Genomic DNA, 16,602 nt, shown 5'->3' with positions numbered 1-16,602 from the left:
CCTCAGTAGATAAGCTGTATGCGCTGCGTAAAGAGATTTGGCAAGCATCGTTTGACACCTTTGTCATGCTTGGTATTTCGACCGCTGCTGCTGTTACGATTGGTGGGCTATTTGGAATATTTTTATTTTTATCTAGTGATCGACAGTTTTTACAAAACAAAGGACTGTATGCAATATTAGGCGGTATCACCAACTTTATGCGTGCTTTCCCTTTTGTCATTTTGATGATTGCCATGAGTCCATTTACCAAGGCGATTGTCGGTACTGGGATTGGTCCTATTGCGGCCTCTTTAGTCCTAGCCATTGCTGGCTCGTTCTACTTTGCCCGTTTGGTCGAGCAAAATCTGCGTGAAGTACCACGTGGGATTATCGAGGCGACTGAATCTATGGGTGCACGTCCTTTTACGATTATCAAAGTATTGCTCAATGAAGCAAGATCAGGACTGGTATTATCTGTCACCATTTTATGTATTAGTCTACTCTCTTATTCAGCAGCTGCTGGTATGATTGGTGGCGGTGGTTTAGGCGACTTAGCGATTCGTTATGGTTATTATCGCTATCAAACTGAAGTGATGATTTTTATCGTCCTTATGCTATCAATTATGGTCATCTCAATTCAAGCCTTTGGTAATTGGCTTGCGACTCGCTTGGACAAGCGTTAAGCCACTTTATAGAATACTTGACATTGCATCTGACTAGGTTTAATTTGACCGTCATCCAATTTTTTGTAAAAGCAGCATTACTATTCATAATGTTGCTTTTTTAATGGTTGTTTTACTATCTATCTTTTTATTGACTTGAGGAACTCTTATGAAATTAACAGATATTAGCCGTCAGTTGGCGACTGCATTTGCCGCTGTTGGTGTATCTAGCCTAGTGTTGGTCGGTTGTAATAACTCATCAGCGCCAGAAGCAAATAAAGAAGCTGTGACCGAAGGCACAACTGCCCAAACCGCGGCCAGCGATATCGATCCTGAGCACACAAAAATTGTCATTGGTACAACCGAAGGTGACTTTGCTGATATGGTACGCAATCAAGTCAAAGCCTCACTAGAAGAGCAAGGTTATGAAGTTGAGTTAATCGCTTTTACTGACTATGTCCGCCCTAACCTTGCACTGGCTGAAGGCGATTTGGACATCAACATCTTCCAGCATAAGCCTTATCTTGATACCTTCAAAAAAGAAAACAATCTTGATCTGGTCGAAGTTTTTCAAGTACCAACTGCACCGCTCGGTATTTATTCAGGCAAAAAGAACACTCTTGATGAGGCTTATAAAGGCATGAGCGTCTCAGCACCGAATGATCCAAGCAACTTTGCTCGCGCTTTGGTGATGATGGATGACCTTGGTTGGATCACGCTAAAAGACAACATCGATCCACTGACAGCTTCAAAGACTGACATCGCTGATAACAGTAAGTATGATATCGATATTGTTGAGTTAGAAGCTGCCCAGTTGCCACGCGCTCGTGACGAAGTAGACTTTGCTGTGATCAATGGTAACTATGCAACTGATGCTGGTATTGAGCTGACCGAAGCGTTGTTCCAAGAGCCAAGCTTTGCTTATGTCAACTGGTCGGCGATTAAATCAGCTGATGCTGGTAAAAAATGGGTGGAAGACGTTACCAACGCTTATAACTCAGAAGCATTCAAAAAGTATGCTCATGATACTTTCCCAGGCTACAAATATCCAAAAATCTGGGATGCTAATACTGCACCAGCTTCCGAAACGACTACAACCACTACCTCTGTAGACGCAGAAGCAGCACAATAATTTAAAATGTAACTCTGTCTTTTTTGAAAATGCTCAATACCGCCCGGTATTGAGCGTTTTTTATACCCTATTCTATACACAATCTACGTCACCTACTTACTGAAAATGACGTTACAGCCTGTTTGTACTTTGTAGGAAACCGTCACTTACTCTTTCACTTTTTTCTATTTCTTTCTATAGTAGCTAGGTTGCCTAGTTGTTCTATTAGGCCAAGTTTTACAATTAACACTATGATATGACTATTGTTAACTCAGATTGTGGCATTGATTATTTAGTGATTAATTGTTTAAAAAGCTATTATGCAAACAGCTATAAAACCACACTCAACACATAATAAGGATAATAATATGAGCACTAAAACCTATAATATTCGTACCGCGGGCAAAGCCAATATTCCTGTATTGGGACTGGGTACTTGGCAATCAACAGGCCAAGATTGTGTCGATGTCGTCAGTCAAGCGCTAAAAATGGGCTACGAGCATATTGATACTGCGCAAGCTTATGACAATGAAAAAGAGGTCGGAGAAGGTATTAAGCAGTCAGGTGTGGCGCGTGATAAGTTCTTTTTGACCACGAAGATTTTCCCTGATGATATGAAGTTTCAACCAGAAAAACTAGTAGCAGCAGCTAAGCGCTCACTAGAGAACCTAGATACCGACTATGTCGATCTACTGCTATTACATTGGCCTGATGATCGCGTGCCATTGTCTGAGACCATTCCTGCTCTGTGCGAGCTACAAAAACAAGGCCTGACACGCCATATTGGGGTTTCTAACTTTAATATCGCCCATATTATTGAAGCAAAAAAACACGCTGATGTGCCTATTGTCGTCAACCAAGTGGAGTTTCATCCGTTTATCAAACAAAACACCCTGCAGACATTTTTGAATAATCATCATATTTTATTGGAAGCCTACTCGCCACTCGCGCGCGGCGATGTATTTGATAACGACGTTATTAAAGAGATTGCAGACAACCACAACGTGACGCCTGCACAAATATCACTGGCTTGGATATTATCGGATAAAGACCGTGTGGCTATTCCAAAGACCTCAAATCCTGAGCATCTGCAAGGCAACTTAGATGCTATTAAGGTACAGCTTAGTGCCAATGAATTAGAAAAAATCGGCAGCTTAGCTCGTAGCGATGGCCGTAAAATTGAGCACCCTGACTATACGCCTGAATGGGATGACTAATATCTTTATCGATACCCATATAAAAAAAGCGCCGCTAATAGCTGATTAGCGGCGCTTTTGCTGCCAGTAGATGTGTAAAGCTACTGCTGCAATGTTTGGGTCTCATGGATTGGCTCTGCTGGATTGTACTGCTCAGAGGGCGGCGTCAATCCATTGCGGTTGTTTTCTTTCATAGATTTGGCAACCTCAGGCGGCATGTAGTTCTCGTCGTGCTTGGCAAGCACTTCACCTGCGACAAAGGTCTCGCCTTGCATTTTACCAGTCGCAACGACGCCGGAGTTTTCAGCGAATAAGTCTGGCAAGATACCCTGATAAGTCACAGGCACCGTTGACTCAAAGTCAGTAATTGCAAACTCAACGTTTAAGGGATCGTTTGGCGCGCGCTGCACACTGCCAGCGACGACCATACCGCCTGCACGAATGCGCTTGTCTTGTGGCGCTTCCCCTTGGGCGATAGCCGTCGCATCAAAATAATAATCGGTCTGCTGCCCAATAGCATAGATGACCAACACCACGGCAATCGCGGCTCCTGCAAGTGTAAATATCACCCACATCAGTTTTTTGCGACGAACTGCATTCATACCACTACCTCATTAATGAGTCGCTGTTTTACAAACTATCTGCAATGCCATATAAATCCATAAAACAGAAAATATTGAAGAAACTACCATTAGAAAAACCTTTTTAAAATATTTTTCTAATCGTACTCTTCTAATCGCTATATGGTAGCATTTATTGAGCAAATCAATAAGCCTGCAAGCGTTAATACGCTCATATTTTTATTATTTAAAAAATACGATAGTACGCATTAAAGCTATGATATTAAAATAATTTTTACATCGGCTGCTTGGTTGCAGGTTTAGGGCTTTTAGCGGTACGCTGTGCTTGTCGAGCCTGCTGAATAGTCAGCTGTTTGATAAGTGCTTGACGCTGTCTGCGGCTATAAATAATAAAAGCCAGCATCACGCCAACTGTAATCGCCCAGCACGACCAGACAAACACGCCATGCTTACCCATGGCGATAAATTCAGATACGCTATAAAAGTAAGGCTGCATAATAGGTTCCTAGCCGTTATTTGTTTTGTCCATAATTATGTAGTTATTTGGCTTGCCCACGAATATATTCTTTGACCCACGCTTTACCTTGGTCACGGTATAAGATGAGGGTGTTGGTACGATAAATCGTTAATGTCGCGACTAGTAAGTGACTACCGATAATCATCAACAGCAGCGGCATCCACATATCTGCGGACATTTTGGGCGCGGCCGTTAAGGTAAAAGTTGAGCCTTGATGCAAAGTATTCCACCACTGTACCGAATATTTGATAATAGGTAGATTCACTGCGCCAACAATAGATAAAATGGCCGCCGCTTTACCACGGTTGGCGGTATGCTCAAATGCTGCAAACAGCGCCATCACGCCCGCATATAAAAATGCCAAAATCAGCATAGACGTCAAACGCGCATCCCAAACCCAGTACGTACCCCAAGTAGGTTTTGCCCAAATGGAGCCCGTAATCAAACTAATCACGCAGAGCAAAAAGCCCAACGGAGCAAGCGCCTGCGCCACCAGACTGGCCGTCTTGATTTTCCAAACGAGAAAGATGACTCCTAATACAGCGAGGGCAAAATAGATAGAAATAGCGATACTGGCCGCTGGCACGTGGATAAAGATAATGCGGTAGCTATTACCTTGTAGGTAATCGGGCGGCGCAAAAGCAAGACCCCAAACACTACCGATCAGTAGAAAAATACTGGCTAGTATAGCTAACCACTTAACCCAAGGCGCAAAGATGCGAAAAAACTGCTTGGTACCCACAGTGGTCAAGAAGCCTTGCCAGATACGCTGCCATAGGCTAGGAGATGAGACATTATTCAGGTTGGGCATGGGAATAAACCTATTTGCACAGCTTATTGATTATAAATGATAAAGCGCATTATAGACGCTGCTATCTGCTAACCTGCTGGCGTTAAACACTGGATAGAATCTACAAGTGACTTGTTATGGATTTAATTGGCTATTATAGCAAAGTTGCCAGTTTTCAACATGCTGTTAATATAAAGGTTTTTTCAATTTAGCCACGCCATTTTTAAGGTCATGGCAATCACCCATGGCATAACCAAAACCGAGATAATACTACCTGCCAATAATAAAGCCAATATCGGCAAACCATTAAGACCAGTAGCAAATAAGTCAACTGCTCCTGTCGCAAAAATTAACACGGGCAACTGCATCGGCAAAGCAATCAGTGGCACCAGCACCGCGCCATTCTTTAATGACAGCGTCAAACTACTGGCCACCGCTGACAGCATCAACAGCATCGGACTACCCGTCACAATAGAAGCCATCAATATCCACGCTTCAGACCAGCTAAGCTGAAACAATGGCACGGCAAGTAAACTGAGCACAGCCACTATCCCACTACTAAAAATCCAATGGATAACTAGGCGGATGAGCACCCATAACGGTAGCGAAGCTTTGGCGACGACCAATTGCGCCAGCGTGCCATTATCGAGCGCGGGCTTAAATAAGCCATCAACGCCCATCACCAATGACAAGAGCGCGGCAATCCACACAGCAGAGACACCAAGACGCTGCAATAGCGCAGGCTCGCTACCTACGGCTAGCGGAAACAAGGTAATAATCACTAAAAACAGTACTAAAGGGTACAACCACTGTACCGCCCCTTGCTGCTTCACGTGCCATTCGCGCCGCCATAACTGCATAAAGCTGATACCGCGAGCAGCCGATGCGTTAACGTTCGAGCTTTTATTCGCTACTTGTACTGGACTGTCTTGCATTAGGTTTTCTTGCATGGTGCTCTCTTGCACTGGACTATCTCGTAATGGACTGTCTGTCATTATCCGTCCTTTCACTTATATTTGCCGCACTTATACCATGTAATCTGACAAATCTAGCACCTGATTGGCGGCGCCGACAGCCTGATGACTGGTCATCAATATTGTGCCGCCAGTATGGGCAAAACCGCGCAACCTGTCTTCCATTCGTGCCACCATATCGACATCGAGTGCCGTAAAAGGCTCATCCAGTAACCATAATGGTGTCACGTCCGGCGTCAATAAATATAATCTTGCAAGGGTGATGCGACGCGTTTGCCCCGCGGATAAATGGCTTGAGCTAATCGTCTCAAAGCCCTGCAATCCCACCCAAGCGAGAGCGTCGTCAATATCAGCGTTACTTGGGGTAATGCCATATAGATTCAGCAGAAAGGTTAGATTTTGTGCGACCGTAAGATTGGGATGAATACCTAACTGATGGGATACATATAAAGGCTGAACAGGCAGATTTGCTACGCCTTGGTAGTGAACCTCACCCGTCAGTACTGGTAACAATCCAGCCAGTTGCATTAGTAGGGTCGTTTTACCGGTGCCGTTTGCACCTACTAAGTGACAGATGCTGCCAGCAGGTAAGTTGAGCGTGACCCCTTCACATAATAGTATTTCACCGCGCTGAACCGTCAGCTCATCGAGCGCAAGTAAGGGTGCATCCACAGCCGTCATTAAATCTCTCATTATTTATCAAGCGCTAAGCAATATTCATCACAAACGAATACGTGGTTCATGGCATAATACTTTATGCTCACTATATCCACACAGTATAACAAATTGTCGATTACTATGACCTCAAAACCTATGCAGACTTCAAAAGATAACCAAACTCTAAATACGCAAGCACCAGACACCCAAATGCCGACGCCTCATACAGATGCTGCAACGGCTCATCCTAGCGCAAGCTTATCAGCTGCTAGTCTAACTATGGATAGCTTAATCGATGCTCAAGTTGCCTTTATGCAGCAGTGGTTACAGCAGCAAGCAGAGCCAATGGCTCTAGAGGCTTGGCAGTGGTTAGGCGCACAGCCATTACATAGATACGTCAGCGCCGATGATTTACAGCACCTGATTAACGACTGGCTACTTAGCCAACCGATGAGCGATGTCATGCGTAAGGATATCCGCGATATATTGCATACCATCATTTATCATCCGGTCAACGATAACGTACCTTTATCTGAGCTGGTAGACGATACTCAGGTTGAGACCCTTGCCAATTATGTAGGTAGCCATGACGAGCAGCGTAATGCCTTGATTCATACGCTAGTCGGCAATGAAACCTTTGCAGACTTATTGACGCAAACGCTATATCACGCTATCAACGACTTTATGGAAACCACGCTGGATAAAGCAGGCGGTGTTGGTAAGCTGATGAAGCTTGGCCGCAGCTCATTTGAGAAGGCAACCAACAGAAACCTAGATGAAAAACTGCAAACCTACTTGCATCGTAATATTAAAGACTTAACTCGCCGCGCAGAGGCGAATGCGCAAGCACATTTATCCAATGAAGAAGTCGCTCGGCTCTTGATAACAGGTTGGGGACGCATCAAAGACCAACCGATTAGCCAGCTACAAACCTACTTAAACGATGAGCCTGACCATAGCAGTATTGATCATATCGAAGCCAGCATTCAACAAAGCTATAACCGTCTGCGCTTGTCGCCTTACTTACGTAGCTTGGTTTCAGCGAGCGTCGACACTTGGTATGCCAACCATCAGTTGGATACGATTGCGAGCGTAGCAGCAAGCTTATATATCGATGAAGAGGCCATGACGCAATTAAGTAGCGCCCTACTTCCTGTCGTGCATGACGCTCTTGAAAGTACATGGCTGACCACTCATATCTATAACATGTTACAAGCATTTTATGCGCAACCTAACATTAAAGATGGTTTCGTATTCAGCAAAGATTAATCCGAGGTTTTAGCTTATTTATCAGTTTTTAATATTATTCATTTATTAAGTTAGTACAACATCTATGAGTCAACATAATAAACTCAGCCTATGGCAAAAACTCAAACGGTTCCTGACTGCTTCAGCACCGCAGGCTATCGTTGATGACGCGAAATTGCCGCAGCATTCATTATCACTCGAAGCTGAAGTTAGCATTGATAACGATACTGATGTTAATGGAGATATTAATACTGATACTTTACCAGCTGAAACCTACCCAAAAACTAGTACCACACGCTTTGCTAAAACAGACACGAACGACACTAACAGCGACATCAGTAATAATAAAAAAGATAGCGAGAATGCTAAATCAGACTCTGTGAAACAGACTATAAATCAAGATAAGAATACTGACATACCTATCGTCGATTATCTTAAGCAGTATTTTAATGATAAACAGTGGCACTATACCCATTATCGACCAAAAACCAATGACAGCCAGCAATCGCACCATTTATCGTTAAGAATGCGCAATAAACAACTAGAATGTGGTTATCTGTTTCGCGTGCAAGAGAAAAACAATCTGCTAGCAGTCTATGGGATCTTACCGTTTTTAGTGCCAGAGAGTCATCAAAATGCAGCGATGTTACTTATCACCCAAATTAATTATGACATGCTGATTGGTAATTTAGAGATGGATGTGAATGATGGCGAAATACGCTACAAACATGCTATCGATGTCGAAGCAGTTGGCATTAATGACCATATCATTGAGCATCTGCTACAAAGCGTGATTGCCATGACGACAGTTGCTTACGAGATATTTGATGATTTAATCAATACTCAAGACCCTGCTGAAGATATGCAAACGTTACTTATAGAGCTCCGTCAGCAAGCAGACTCAAGAACCTTCTTTCTTCCGACTCAGTTTGTTCAATAAACATTCTTTATTTAAAAAAATAACACGACAAATTTACTTTGAAAATGTTGAGGCGAGGCTGATAGAAATTTTCGTAGCCTCTGTCTGCGTAGGCACAGCAAGCAAGAAAGTTTTTATCAGCCTCGTACGCAGACGAAATGTATAACACTTTTATTTAGTAGAGGCTATAGTCATATCTTTTATGGCCTCTAAACTATTAAAGACAATAAAAAATGCTTTCAAAAATTCATTATCACCCTCTTAAACACCGACACAATTAAAAATTATGCTAAAAATTGCTTACTCTGAAGTTTTCCGTTATTCCGTACCCGACAAGCATCGTTTTCCCATGCAAAAATATACAATGATTCCTGAGCGACTGCTTAGTGAAGGGACTATCACGACCGAGAATTTTTTTGCACCAAAGCGTCTGACAGAAGACGAAATCTTAACCACCCATACTGAGGGCTATTGGCATAAGCTTAAAACCCAAACCTTGCCACGCAAAGAAGCGCGCCCTATTGGCTTTGAGATGACCGAAGCGTTAGTAAATCGTGGTCGCCATATCGCCCACGCCACTTATGAATGTGCGTTATATGCTCAGCAGTACGGGGTGTCAATGAATGTCGCGGGCGGTACCCATCATGCATTTGCCGATCATGGCGAGGGATTTTGTGTCTTTAACGATGTTTGTATCGCCAGTAATTTACTATTAAATCGTGGACAGGCGCAGAAAATTTTGATCGTTGATTTGGATGTCCATCAAGGCAATGGTAACGCCAGCATTATGGCGGATGAGCCGCGCGTTTTTGTGTTTAGTATGCATGGCGCCAAGAACTATCCGTTTCGTAAAGAAATATCCGACTTAGATATTGAGTTAGATAACGATACGGGTGATGCAGAATATTTACAGATTTTGATGGATACGCTGCCACGCCTAATTAGCGACGTCGCACCCGATATGATTTTTTATCAGTCTGCGGTCGATGTGCTCGCAACTGATAAGCTGGGTAAACTTGGCTTAACACAAGGGGGTTGCAAGGCGCGCGATGAATATGTGTTGCAGCAAGCAAAAGCCGCTAACATTCCAGTCGCTATCGTCATGGGCGGTGGTTATTCAGAAGATGTTGAAGATGTGGTCGAAGCGCACTGTAATACCTTTCGGATCGCCCAGCAGCTATATTTTGGTGAGATAGCTGGCTCATGTGCAACGCATTAATAGTCGAGACAAAAGAGTAAAACAAGACTAGCGAGATTTATATGGCAAAAATATTGATAGTTATAGGCATTGTGCTGGTTATTATCGGCGTTATTTGGCTGCTGTTTCCAAGCGCGTTTTCGTGGATAGGTAATCTGCCAGGCGATATTAAGCACACCTCGGGCAACACACGGGTTTATTTTCCAGTGGTCACGATGATAGTCATCAGTGTCATCGCTACTGTCGTATTAAATTTATTCAATCGCTAACCTGGAAAGCACTCCCTTATTCAATCGCTAACCTGGAAAGCACTCCCTATAGTCAAATCACTTTAAAACTTATACCAGTAGCACGTAATTATTGATGCTTCGATTCTATTTGGTACTGACTATACTACAAAAACGCCGTAATCCCCTGCCAGCCTACGCGTATACCAAGTACCGTGAGAATCAATAAAATAAGCTGGCGAAAGCGTGCCTGCGGTAAGTAACGACGCAAGCGGATGCCAACTAAAAGCGTAGCAATAGACAAGACACTTAGCAGAGTAATCAACTGCCACTCACCACTGTTCAGCGCCATAATAGGTTCACGTAATACGACGATTTGAGCAATTTTACCCAAAAAATAACACATATTGCCGACTTTAGCGATGGTATTTTTATCGTTACTTGCGGACAATAAGTACATCATTAGTATGGTCGACATCGCGTTGGTCGCGCCGCCAATGACGCCTGCACCAAAGCCAACAATAATCAGCACCGGCTTGGTATCAAGTAGACGTATTTGCTTACCGAGTAATGCACTTATCACATAATAGCCAATGACAGCCGCCAATACCAATAAGATATAAGCACTATCTACCCACAGCAGTAGCTTTGCACCCAAAATACTACCGAGCAAGCTGGTTAAAGCGAGCAGCCAATAGCGTCTGCCATAATAGATAAAGTTTTGCCAAATACTACGGCCACCACCAGCTAGCCAAGTCATTGCATTCAGCAGTAATGACGGGAATATCACCAAGACAATGGCATGTGGCAGCGGGTACATACTGGCAAGCGCAGTCGTCGTTACAAGCGTTACACCCAGTCCACTAATGCCGTGTAGCAATGATGCTAGCGCAAATATCGCCATCAGTAATAATGTCTGAGTGCTACCGCTATCTGTCATGTCCATCATAATAGCCCTAACAGATATATCATTTGCGTCTTAATGCTAATAACTAAATGATTAACCATTAAGACGTTGCATCAAGGTCTCGCCGATAATAGTAGCGAGCTGTGCGGCAATCTTGTCCTTGCTTGCTTTCTCTAATGTCACTGTATCATGGGCATAGCGCTCTGAGAAAAACACTTGCATCGCATTGTCATCGCTGGCGAAGCCAATATCTGAGCGTGAGACGTCATTACAAGCAATCAAGTCCAAATCTTTAGAAGCCAGCTTACCGCGCGCGTAGTGCTCTACGTCTTGTGTCTCTGCCGCAAAACCGACGACAAACATATCCGGATAGGCATGTGAAATAGTCGCTAAGATGTCAGGGTTTTTCACCAGATTTAGTGTCATGGCATCTTGGGTTTTTTTGATTTTTTGTGGGGCAGCTTCTTCAGTACGATAATCAGCGACAGCAGCAGTGGCGATAAAGATATCAGCATGGCGCAAGTTATCTAAGGGCAATGTATCTAAGCGCAAAGTATCTAAGTCACTGTTTAACGTTATACTTCCTAACGCCATACTTTGCGGCTCTATCTGATTATCCGGCTCATGGCAATCACAATCGCCATGTTCGTGTTCATGGCTATGCGTATGGTAGTGCTCATGACTATCATTTTGCTCATGTTCAGCCAAAGCCAGTAAAGCAGGATGCGTACCAGCCACACATTGCTGAGCAGTCGTTAGCATCTCTGCGGCAGACAATACATCAATACGAGTGACCCCAAGCGGCGTTGGTAGCGCGACTTTACCGCCAGCGATTAATGTCACTTGCGCGCCTGCTTCTACGCAGGCTTGTGCCAGTGCAAAACCCATTTTTCCTGAAGAATGATTGGATAAATAGCGCACCGGATCGATCGCTTCAACAGTAGGTCCTGCGGTAATCACGACCTTTTTACTGTGTAGGTGCTGTGGGATAGTTTGCTGCGCGCTAAATAAACGTACTTCTGCTAACAATTGCTCAGGCTCAGGCAGGCGCCCTGCCCCTACATCACCGCATGCTTGCTCACCACTTGTAGGCTTAATAATATGATAATTCATATCAGCTAGCGTCTGTACATTTAAGCTTACCGCTGGATGAGCCCACATTTGCTGGTTCATCGCTGGTGCAATCAATACTGGTGCGGTAGTTGCAAGGCATACCGTTGCTAGTAAGTCATCAGCCATTCCCATTGCCAATCGAGCTAAGGTATTGGCAGACGCAGGCGCGATAACTATCAAATCTGCCCACTTGGCAAGCTCAATATGACCCATGCCAGCCTCAGCACGCTCATCAAGCAATGAGATATGTACCTCATTACCAGTCAGCGCTTGCAAGGTTAGTGGTGTGATAAAGGCTTGCGCGCCTGTCGTCATAATGACGCGCACCTCAAACCCCGCTTTAATCAGTAAACGGGCAAAAACAGCAGATTTATAAGCGGCAATACCGCCAGTAATAGCGAGCACAACATTTGACATAGGCGTGGCATCAATAAAAAGTTAGAAGATAAAATTGCGTTTATAGTAACAATTATGCGATAAATTGGGGAAAGTTTTCTTCCCTAATCTTGTTTACTCTCTCATTTATTTAGTATCAACCCATATTTAAGGAAAAATAGTGGCTATAAAAGACTGGCACGAAGACGACAGACCACGTGAAAAGCTGCTGAAGTTTGGTGCAGCGCATCTTACCGATGCAGAAATTTTAGCAATATTTTTACGCACTGGTACTCAATCGCAGTCAGCTATCGAGCTTGCTCGTCATTTGATTGAGCAATTCGGTAGCCTAGCAGAACTCTTAGCGGCGCCGCAAGAGTCTGTCCTTGCCTGCCATGGTATCGGCCCTGCCAAATATACACAGATATTAGCTTCGCTTGAGATGGGCACACGCTATCTGGATAGTCAACTTAAGACTGGTCAGGCCCTTGGGCGTTCACAGGCGGTCAAAGACTATATCAGTACACAATTGCGCGGCGAGCATCGTGAGGTCTTTGCCGTACTTTGTCTCGATAATGCTCTGAATTTATTAAACTTTGAGATACTTTTTACTGGTGGCATCTCTTCTTGTTCAGTATGCATCAAGCACGTACTGCGTCATGCCTTAAGCCATGCAACCAGTCAGTTAATCGTGGCTCACAACCACCCTCATACTGATGCACAGCCATCGACAGCAGATAACCTGTTAACTTATGAGCTAAAAAAAGCCTGTGATTTACTTGATATCACTTTTATAGACCATATTATCGTTGGTCGTAACGACACCTTATCCTACGCTGAAAACTGCTTATCGCCCTTTTGACTTGTACGGTCCAATAGATCGTTTGTTTTATTTAAAAAATTAAAAAAGGTAAGTTGATACATATTGTCGACATAGCGTAGCATTTTGTCTATTGATAGTTTATGAGAACTATTTCATATTGGTAGATACAATTGTCTTTATAGCCTGATTTAATAAACAATAAGATTTAATAAAGCTTTAAAGCAAGGATAAAAAGCAGGCTCACAAACGATATGTATGATGGCTGTTTTATTATCGACCCTGATTATTAATAACACCTAATTTTGTATTTCTAAATTTCTCACTCACGTTTTGCCAAGGAGACAGTCATGGCGATTGGCTTATTTATTTTAGCAGTAATCATTCAGTTAGCCGTTGTCTTGGCCATATTTTTACTGTCTTTATCCCGTGTCACTGGTAGTATCGTTGCCATAATCACCGTCATAGTTACTGCGTTTATTAGCCCATGGTCGCTCGTATTGGGTGTTCCAATAGCACTTTTGTGTTTGATACTGTTGATTGCTCCCATACGCCAAGCGCTTATTACCAAGCCTGTCTATAAGGCTCTAAGCGGTGCCATGCCAAGTATGAGTGATACTGAACGTGAGGCGCTTGATGCGGGTACTAGCTGGTGGGAAAAAGAGCTGTTTATGGGTGCGCCAAACTGGGACACCTTTGCCAATTACCCTTATCCTGAGTTGTCTGAACGCGAACAAAGCTTCATCGACAATGAAGTTGAGACGCTATGTGCCATGCTTGATGAATGGGAGATTACTCAAGATTATAAAGACCTAACCCCGCAGACTTGGCAGTTTATTAAAGCCAATGGCTTTTTGGGTTTGATTATTCCTCAAGAGTATGGCGGTTTAGAATTCAGCTCTTATGCTCAAAGTCGCGTGATGAGTAAAATCGCTTCACGCTCTTCAACGGCTGCGGTCAGCTGTATGGTGCCAAACTCACTTGGTCCTGGTGAGCTGCTCATGCACTATGGTACCGATGAGCAAAAACAGCGCTGGTTACCCGGACTTGCTAAAGGTGAAGAAGTTCCTTGCTTTGGTCTGACGGGTCCTGAGGCGGGCTCTGATGCAGGCGCTATCCCCGATACAGGAGTGGTGTGCTACGGTATTCATGAAGGTGAGCATACGCTCGGTATGCGCATGAACTTCTCTAAACGCTGGATTACGCTTGCTCCTATCGCAACTGTCGTGGGACTGGCATTTAAAATGCATGATCCAGAAGGTTTGCTTGGCGATCCTAGCAAGACCGACTACGGTATTACCTGTGCTTTAATACCTGCTGATCACGAAGGCGTGATTATAGGCCCACGTCATTATCCAAGTGGCTCACCATTTATGAATGGTACGGTTGATGGTACGGATGTCTTCATTCCACTAGATTATATTATTGGCGGTGTCGAAAATGCTGGTCGCGGTTGGCGTATGCTCATGGAATGTCTTGGGGTTGGACGCGGTATCTCTTTACCAGCGCTTTCAACGTCAGCAAGCGAGATGAGTTACTTGTCGGTGAGTGCTTTTGCAAAGGTACGCGAACAGTTCAAAATATCGGTTGGTAAATTCGAAGGTGTCCAAGATGCCACCAGTCGTATGGCTAGTAATACTTATATGCTAGAGGCATTTCGTCATCTGGTTACTTGCGGTCTTAACCAAGGTGGTACGCCATCGGTGATGACGGCCATGGCGAAATACTATGCGACCGAGACTATGCGTGAAGTCGTCAATGATGGTATGGATGTCGTTGGTGGTCGTGCCATACAAATGGGTCCGCGTAACTTTTTAGCCTCTCTTTATCAATCTATTCCGGTCTCTATTACGGTTGAGGGTGCAAATATTCTGACACGCTCGCTCATGATTTTTGGTCAAGGCGCTATGCGTTGTCACCCATATCTGTTCGATGAGTTGCAATTACTACAAAGTGAAGACAAAAAAGACGCTCTAAAGCAGTTTGACAACCTATTTTTTAAACATTTAGGTTATACCTTTAACCGCGGGGCAAAAGCTTTTGTCGCAGGCTACGTCGGCGGTAGTAGTAACGCGCCAAGCTTTGCAGACAGTTTTACTCGCCCCTACTACAAACATATCAACCGCTTGAGCGCTGGCTTTGCCCTTACTGCCGATATGGCTTTAGGTCTACTCGCTGGAGACTTGAAGCGTAAAGAGATGATGTCGGGACGCTTGGCTGATATTCATGGTCATCTATTTATTGCCACCGCTATTTTGCAGTTTTACGAGCATGGTAGTAAGTCAGAAGCAGAGCGCTTACACGCAGAGGTCGCCCTACAAAATAGCCTATATACTATTCAAGAAGCCTTTGTTGCATTTTTTGCCAACTTCCCTAATCGGATGGCGGCCAATGTGGTTAGCTTTGTGACATTCCCAAGTGGACGTATCTTTACGCCAGCTAGTGATGAGCTCAAAGCCAAATTGGGTGATACCTTTATGGATGATCATGAAGCCAATCCATTTCGTGATTATCTCAAGACCATGGTGTACTACAATACTGATCCTGATGATGTTACTGGACGTATGGAACACGCTTATCAGACGCTGCTCGAAGTTGAACCACTATGGCAAAAGTTCAAAAAAGCAGAACATGATGATAGCTTTGAGGGCTTAACCTTTGAAGATCACGTAGTCCATGCCAGCCAAAGTGGTGTTATTACTGAAAGTGAGGCTGAGCAATTAATTAAATACAACGCACTACGTTTTGATTCTCTGCTTACCGATGTACTTGATGAACATCTTTTGCATGTACAAGAGCGCTTTAATCCTCATAGTTTAGAGAATGCGGTACATCAGCTGACGGATTATGCTGAGCTTAAAAGCGCGGCCCAAGCTCAAAACGGTATATCGGCCGATGATAATTCAATCAAAGATACTGAGTCTACGGGCGATGACAATCCAGCGCATCGTTATGAGACGGATGGCGATGTCAAAATGGCTGGCGAACAAAGTACGGTTGAGGAAGTTAAGGCACAAACCGACTTCGATGAAGCGAACCCTGAAGCTGAAGCACTTGATCATCGTAGTCGCGACGCTGAGTCGACGCTTAGCGAACGTATGAGTTACAATCATAGTAGAGGTATTGATACTCAATTAGACACAGATGATGGGCGTCTAAATGCTCACAGTGGGCATGAGAGTAGCGAGGGAGAAAACGTTTCTACGCAAGGCTCTAAATGGCAAGACGGTCTACGCCGTGAAGAAGACGATAAAGCGTAATCAATATTTTTTGAGTAACTGGGCAAGCTACAAAAACAAAAAAACCAAAAGCAAGGCTGTCAAACTAG

General features: G+C 43.9%; 16 protein-coding genes. 9 read left to right on the top strand and 7 right to left on the bottom strand.

The genetic code is table 11. The features are described from left to right. Window positions 1-65: 65 nt before the first annotated feature. From BTV98_RS00410 to BTV98_RS00400, 3 genes are all read left to right on the top strand, one after another. Complete coding sequence (locus BTV98_RS00410; protein WP_197409097.1) at window positions 66-662, top strand: methionine ABC transporter permease; 597 nt, start codon at window positions 66-68, stop codon at window positions 660-662. Between the two features lie 148 nt (window positions 663-810). Then, window positions 811-1,773: a MetQ/NlpA family ABC transporter substrate-binding protein gene (locus tag BTV98_RS00405; protein WP_058369478.1), complete on the top strand. Its 963-nt coding sequence runs from the start codon at window positions 811-813 to the stop codon at window positions 1,771-1,773. 347 nt (window positions 1,774-2,120) lie between these two features. Beyond that, on the top strand, window positions 2,121-2,969 hold the full coding sequence (locus tag BTV98_RS00400) for an aldo/keto reductase (protein WP_058369483.1): 849 nt from the start codon (window positions 2,121-2,123) through the stop codon (window positions 2,967-2,969). 80 nt (window positions 2,970-3,049) lie between these two features. Here BTV98_RS00400 and ccmE read toward each other — a convergent pair whose 3' ends face one another. From ccmE to ccmA, 5 genes are all read right to left on the bottom strand, one after another. After that, entirely contained in the window at window positions 3,050-3,550 is a 501-nt protein-coding gene (ccmE, locus tag BTV98_RS00395; protein ID WP_058369484.1) for a cytochrome c maturation protein CcmE, read from the bottom strand. 253 nt (window positions 3,551-3,803) lie between these two features. Further along, window positions 3,804-4,025: a heme exporter protein CcmD gene (ccmD, locus tag BTV98_RS00390; RefSeq protein ID WP_058369485.1), complete on the bottom strand. Its 222-nt coding sequence runs from the start codon at window positions 4,023-4,025 to the stop codon at window positions 3,804-3,806. 43 nt (window positions 4,026-4,068) lie between these two features. Then, on the bottom strand, window positions 4,069-4,857 hold the full coding sequence (ccmC, locus tag BTV98_RS00385; protein ID WP_058369486.1) for a heme ABC transporter permease CcmC: 789 nt from the start codon (window positions 4,855-4,857) through the stop codon (window positions 4,069-4,071). Window positions 4,858-5,039: 182 nt separating this feature from the next. Beyond that, the gene (locus BTV98_RS00380; protein ID WP_058369489.1) at window positions 5,040-5,696 is read right to left on the bottom strand and encodes a heme exporter protein CcmB; all 657 of its coding nucleotides are present in this window, start codon (window positions 5,694-5,696) and stop codon (window positions 5,040-5,042) included. A gap of 165 nt (window positions 5,697-5,861) precedes the next feature. Further along, window positions 5,862-6,491 (bottom strand): heme ABC exporter ATP-binding protein CcmA, encoded by a 630-nt coding sequence (ccmA, locus tag BTV98_RS00375; protein WP_075102711.1) that lies wholly within the window; start codon window positions 6,489-6,491, stop codon window positions 5,862-5,864. Window positions 6,492-6,623: 132 nt separating this feature from the next. Here ccmA and BTV98_RS00370 point away from each other — a divergent pair, with 132 nt between their 5' ends. From BTV98_RS00370 to BTV98_RS00355, 4 genes are all read left to right on the top strand, one after another. Further along, window positions 6,624-7,736 (top strand): hypothetical protein, encoded by a 1,113-nt coding sequence (locus BTV98_RS00370; RefSeq protein ID WP_083606087.1) that lies wholly within the window; start codon window positions 6,624-6,626, stop codon window positions 7,734-7,736. A gap of 64 nt (window positions 7,737-7,800) precedes the next feature. After that, window positions 7,801-8,655 carry a YbjN domain-containing protein gene (locus BTV98_RS00365; protein WP_075102710.1) on the top strand — a complete coding sequence of 285 codons (855 nt, stop codon included), beginning with the start codon at window positions 7,801-7,803 and terminating at the stop codon, window positions 8,653-8,655. A 265-nt stretch (window positions 8,656-8,920) separates the two neighbouring features. Continuing rightward, window positions 8,921-9,853 (top strand): histone deacetylase, encoded by a 933-nt coding sequence (locus tag BTV98_RS00360; RefSeq protein WP_075102709.1) that lies wholly within the window; start codon window positions 8,921-8,923, stop codon window positions 9,851-9,853. A 41-nt stretch (window positions 9,854-9,894) separates the two neighbouring features. Next, complete coding sequence (locus BTV98_RS00355; RefSeq protein ID WP_058369492.1) at window positions 9,895-10,101, top strand: DUF2905 domain-containing protein; 207 nt, start codon at window positions 9,895-9,897, stop codon at window positions 10,099-10,101. A gap of 124 nt (window positions 10,102-10,225) precedes the next feature. Here the strand turns inward: BTV98_RS00355 and BTV98_RS00350 are convergent, their stop codons facing one another. Both BTV98_RS00350 and coaBC read right to left on the bottom strand, forming a co-directional pair. Continuing rightward, window positions 10,226-11,008, bottom strand: a complete 783-nt coding sequence (locus BTV98_RS00350; RefSeq protein WP_058369493.1) for a sulfite exporter TauE/SafE family protein — start codon at window positions 11,006-11,008, stop codon at window positions 10,226-10,228. Window positions 11,009-11,059: 51 nt separating this feature from the next. Beyond that, a complete protein-coding gene (gene coaBC, locus BTV98_RS00345; RefSeq protein WP_058369494.1) occupies window positions 11,060-12,496 on the bottom strand; it encodes a bifunctional phosphopantothenoylcysteine decarboxylase/phosphopantothenate--cysteine ligase CoaBC in 1,437 nt (478 codons plus the stop codon). Window positions 12,497-12,635: 139 nt separating this feature from the next. Here coaBC and radC point away from each other — a divergent pair, with 139 nt between their 5' ends. Continuing rightward, a complete protein-coding gene (gene radC / locus BTV98_RS00340) occupies window positions 12,636-13,316 on the top strand; it encodes a DNA repair protein RadC (protein WP_058369495.1) in 681 nt (226 codons plus the stop codon). Window positions 13,317-13,624: 308 nt separating this feature from the next. Further along, window positions 13,625-16,534 carry an acyl-CoA dehydrogenase gene (locus tag BTV98_RS00335; protein ID WP_075102708.1) on the top strand — a complete coding sequence of 970 codons (2,910 nt, stop codon included), beginning with the start codon at window positions 13,625-13,627 and terminating at the stop codon, window positions 16,532-16,534. The last annotated feature ends 68 nt before the right edge of the window (window positions 16,535-16,602 follow it).

The organism is Psychrobacter sp. Cmf 22.2 (genome assembly GCF_001921745.1).
Taxonomy (GTDB): domain Bacteria; phylum Pseudomonadota; class Gammaproteobacteria; order Pseudomonadales; family Moraxellaceae; genus Psychrobacter.
Note: the sequence above shows the minus strand (reverse complement) of the source record. Positions and strands in the feature narration are given on the sequence as shown.

What these genes read in the sequence shown, in the direction of transcription:
- ccmD (WP_058369485.1), bottom strand. Translation starts at nt 4,025, where the DNA reads ATGCAGCCTTACTTTTATAGCGTATCTGAATTTATCGCCATGGGTAAG.
- BTV98_RS00355 (WP_058369492.1), top strand. Translation starts at nt 9,895, where the DNA reads ATGGCAAAAATATTGATAGTTATAGGCATTGTGCTGGTTATTATCGGC.
- ccmA (WP_075102711.1), bottom strand. Translation starts at nt 6,491, where the DNA reads ATGACGGCTGTGGATGCACCCTTACTTGCGCTCGATGAGCTGACGGTT.
- coaBC (WP_058369494.1), bottom strand. Translation starts at nt 12,496, where the DNA reads ATGTCAAATGTTGTGCTCGCTATTACTGGCGGTATTGCCGCTTATAAA.
- BTV98_RS00350 (WP_058369493.1), bottom strand. Translation starts at nt 11,008, where the DNA reads ATGATGGACATGACAGATAGCGGTAGCACTCAGACATTATTACTGATG.
- BTV98_RS00400 (WP_058369483.1), top strand. Translation starts at nt 2,121, where the DNA reads ATGAGCACTAAAACCTATAATATTCGTACCGCGGGCAAAGCCAATATT.
- ccmC (WP_058369486.1), bottom strand. Translation starts at nt 4,857, where the DNA reads ATGCCCAACCTGAATAATGTCTCATCTCCTAGCCTATGGCAGCGTATC.
- BTV98_RS00380 (WP_058369489.1), bottom strand. Translation starts at nt 5,696, where the DNA reads ATGCAGTTATGGCGGCGCGAATGGCACGTGAAGCAGCAAGGGGCGGTA.
- BTV98_RS00335 (WP_075102708.1), top strand. Translation starts at nt 13,625, where the DNA reads ATGGCGATTGGCTTATTTATTTTAGCAGTAATCATTCAGTTAGCCGTT.
- BTV98_RS00365 (WP_075102710.1), top strand. Translation starts at nt 7,801, where the DNA reads ATGAGTCAACATAATAAACTCAGCCTATGGCAAAAACTCAAACGGTTC.
- ccmE (WP_058369484.1), bottom strand. Translation starts at nt 3,550, where the DNA reads ATGAATGCAGTTCGTCGCAAAAAACTGATGTGGGTGATATTTACACTT.
- BTV98_RS00360 (WP_075102709.1), top strand. Translation starts at nt 8,921, where the DNA reads ATGCTAAAAATTGCTTACTCTGAAGTTTTCCGTTATTCCGTACCCGAC.
- BTV98_RS00405 (WP_058369478.1), top strand. Translation starts at nt 811, where the DNA reads ATGAAATTAACAGATATTAGCCGTCAGTTGGCGACTGCATTTGCCGCT.
- BTV98_RS00410 (WP_197409097.1), top strand. Translation starts at nt 66, where the DNA reads ATGCTTGGTATTTCGACCGCTGCTGCTGTTACGATTGGTGGGCTATTT.
- BTV98_RS00370 (WP_083606087.1), top strand. Translation starts at nt 6,624, where the DNA reads ATGCAGACTTCAAAAGATAACCAAACTCTAAATACGCAAGCACCAGAC.